The 3,069-nt window shown below is 68.0% G+C and carries 4 protein-coding genes; all 4 read right to left on the reverse strand.

Features of this window, described 5'->3' with window-relative positions; translation table 11 throughout:
- A partial coding sequence (locus LQV45_RS23040) for an MFS transporter (protein ID WP_230008986.1) occupies window positions 1-918 on the reverse strand: 918 nt, incomplete at its 3' end.
- A gap of 46 nt (window positions 919-964) precedes the next feature.
- A complete protein-coding gene (locus LQV45_RS23045; RefSeq protein WP_018774069.1) occupies window positions 965-1,420 on the reverse strand; it encodes a MaoC family dehydratase in 456 nt (151 codons plus the stop codon).
- A 69-nt stretch (window positions 1,421-1,489) separates the two neighbouring features.
- Entirely contained in the window at window positions 1,490-2,734 is a 1,245-nt protein-coding gene (locus tag LQV45_RS23050) for an acyl-CoA dehydrogenase family protein (RefSeq protein ID WP_374208277.1), read from the reverse strand.
- 7 nt (window positions 2,735-2,741) lie between these two features.
- Window positions 2,742-3,069 (reverse strand): amidohydrolase family protein (locus LQV45_RS23055; protein ID WP_230008988.1); only part of this gene is annotated, 328 nt, incomplete at its 5' end.

Here is a 3,069-nt window from a genome sequence, read left to right on the forward strand (position 1 = left end):
GGCGTAGAGAACGCCCTGCCGGTCCGCACCCTTGGACACGGCGTAGGTCACGGAGAACGTGGCCAGCACCACCTGGAGCGCAAACCCGGCCGCGCCGGCCAGCATGGTGAAGATCAGGGTCTTGGGCCGGCGCAGGACCTGCAGGAGGGGAATCTCGCGGCGCACCGGCGCGCTGCCCGGCACCGTCCGCTGGGTGTTGTCCCGTTCGGCCTGTTCCCGCTCGGCTTTCTCTTGTTCCAGTGCCGCCTTGAAGATGGGGCTTTCGGAGACCTTGAGCCGGACGAACATGCCGATGCCCAGCAGGACGAAGGACAGCAGGAACGGCACGCGCCAGCCCCAGGCCAGGAACTGCTCGTTGGGCAGGGCCGCGAACGCGCCCATCACCAGGGTGCCCAGCACCGCGCCGGTGGGGGCGCCGGCGTTGACGAACGAAGCCGCGAAGCCGCGCTTGCCCGATTCCGAATGCTCCAGCGCCATGAGGGCGGCGCCGCCCCACTCCCCTCCGACGGCAATGCCCTGGCAGACCCGGAGGATCACGAGCATCACGGCACCCCAGGCTCCGGCCACCGCGGCGCCGGGCACCAGTCCGATCAGGGTGGAGGCGATGCCCATGACCAGCATCGAGACAATCAGCATGTTCTTGCGTCCCAGCCGGTCGCCGAAGTGGCCGAAGATGATGCCGCCGAGGGGCCGTGCCACGTAGCCGGCGGCGAACGTCCCGTACGCGGCCACCACCCCCACCCATTCGTCCGCGCCGGAGAAGAACACCTTGGGAAAGACCACCGCGGCGGCCGTGGCATAGAGCAGGAAGTCGTAGTACTCGATGGTGCTGCCGAGATAGCTGGAGGCAATGACGGTCCGTGCTTCACGGCGACGCGTACCCGCGTCCATGGCCTGCAACTGCGAAATTTGGGACATCTTTGTTCCTTATGGCAGAGGGGGGATGGTGAAGGGGTGTGGCGGTTTACTTGTAGAAGCGGGCGAGGAACTCGGCCACGACGGCCGGGCGTTCCTGGCCTTCGATCTCGATCGTGTTGGCCACCTTGATCTGGGCGCCGCCCTTGACCTCGGTGACTTCCGCGATGGTGGCCCGCATGCGGATGCGCGAACCCACCTTGACGGGGGAGGTGAAGCGGACCTTATCGAGGCCGTAGTTGACCTTGGTGGTGACGCCGTCGACGTCGAACAGCTCGCCCCAGAACGGGATGATGAGCGAGAGGGTGAGGAAGCCGTGGGCGATCGGGGCGCCGAACGGGCCGTCCTTGGCGCGTTCCGGGTCCACGTGGATCCACTGGTCGTCGCCCGTGGCGTCGGCGAACTTGTTGATCTGTTCCTGGGTGATTTCGCGGTAGTCGGTGACGCCGAGGTCGGTGCCGGCGAGGGTGAGGAGTTTGTCGAAGTCGACGACGAGGTTGGGCATCTTTGGCTCCTGGAGCGGTTGGGTTTGGTTGTACGACGACGGCGGAACACCGTCAGCGGGTAAAGAGCTTCAGTGGGTGAAGGCGCTGTGGCCGGTGAGGGCGCGGCCGACGATCAGGGCATTGATCTCGTGGGTCCCCTCGTAGGAGTAGACGGCTTCGGCATCGGCATGGAACCGTGCGACGTCGGCCGCGAGCGTGATGCCGTTGCCGCCCACCACTTCGCGGGCCAGCGCCACGGTCTCGCGCATCAGCAGGGAGGTCTGCATCTTGGCCAGGGCCGAGTCCTGGTCCCGGTAGATGCCCTTCTCCTGCTGTTCGGTCAGCCGGACCACCAGGGACAGCGCCGAGGTGACGTTGCCGAGCATCCGGGCGAGCTTTTCCTGGACGAGCTGGAAGGACGCGAGCGGGCGGCCGAACTGCCGGCGCCCGGAGACGTAGCGCAGCGCGGCTTCGAAAGCTCCTGCCGCGATGCCGGCGGCGATCCACGCGACGTCCGAGCGCATGGCCCGCAGCATCGCCGCCACGTCCCGGAACGAGTTCACGTTGTGGAGCCGCCTGGCATCGGGGACGCGGACGCCGTCGAGGGTGATGTGGGCGTTCTGCATCATCCGCAGCGCGGTCTTGCCGTGGATCTTCTCCAGGGTCACGCCGGCCGCCTCGCGGTCCACGAGGAAAGCCTTGACCTGGCCGTCGGCGACGTCGCGAGCGAAGACGGCAAGGACGTCGGCCGTTGCCGCGCCGCCGATCCAGCGCTTGGCGCCGTCCAGGACCCAGGTGTCGCCGTCCGGGCCGGCCTCACGCCCCTTTTCCCTGCGTGCCGTCGTCGCGAGTCCGCCGGCGATGTCGGAGCCGGATTCCGGCTCCGTCAGCGAGAAGACGCCCTTGAGCGAGAAGTCGATGACCATGGGCATCCATTCGGCCTGCTGTTCCGCGGAGGCCCCGACCCGGATGGCGGTCCGGAACAGCCCGGCCTGGGCCGTGTACCAGGTGGCCAGCGAGGCGTCCGTGCGGGCGAGTTCGAAGATCCGGAAGCCCTGGTAGATGCCCCGGGCCGGCGTCTGACCCGCACCCGGGGCGCCGGTCAGTTCCGCCGGTTCCATGAGGTCCAGATCGATCAGCGGCCGCGCGAGCTGGTCCGGGAACTCGCCGCGCTCCCAGTAGTCGGCCAGGAGCGGCCGGGCCTGGGTGTCCAGGAACTCCCGCAGCCGCCCCAGCACTTTCCGCTCCCCGTCGGCGAGGAGGGATTCGGCGTCGTAGTAGTCGCAGACGCCGTAGAGGCGCTCCTGGGCTGTTGTCTGGGGCGCGGTTTCCACGGACACCTCAGCCACCGAGCCCGAGCAGGCGGACGGCGTTGTGCTTGAGGATCTTGGGCCGGACCTCGTCCTTCAGCGGCAGGTCCGCGAAGGCGCCCAGCCATTTCTGCGGGGTGATGAGCGGGAAGTCGGTGCCGAACAGGACCTTGTCCTGCAGGACCGAGTTGGCCATCCGGACCAGGGACTCCGGGAAGTACTTTGGGGACCAGCCGGAGAGGTCGATGAACACGTTGGCCTTGTGCGTGGCGATCGAGTTGGCCTCGTCCTGCCACGGCACCGAGGGGTGGGCCATGATGATTTGCAGCTCCGGGAAGTCCGCGGCCACGGCGTCGAGC

It is taken from the genome of Microbacterium sp. Bi128, assembly GCF_918698205.1.

Coding starts and splice junctions, on each gene's coding strand:
- LQV45_RS23045 (WP_018774069.1), bottom strand. CDS start 1,420: ATGCCCAACCTCGTCGTCGACTTCGACAAACTCCTCACCCTCGCCGGC.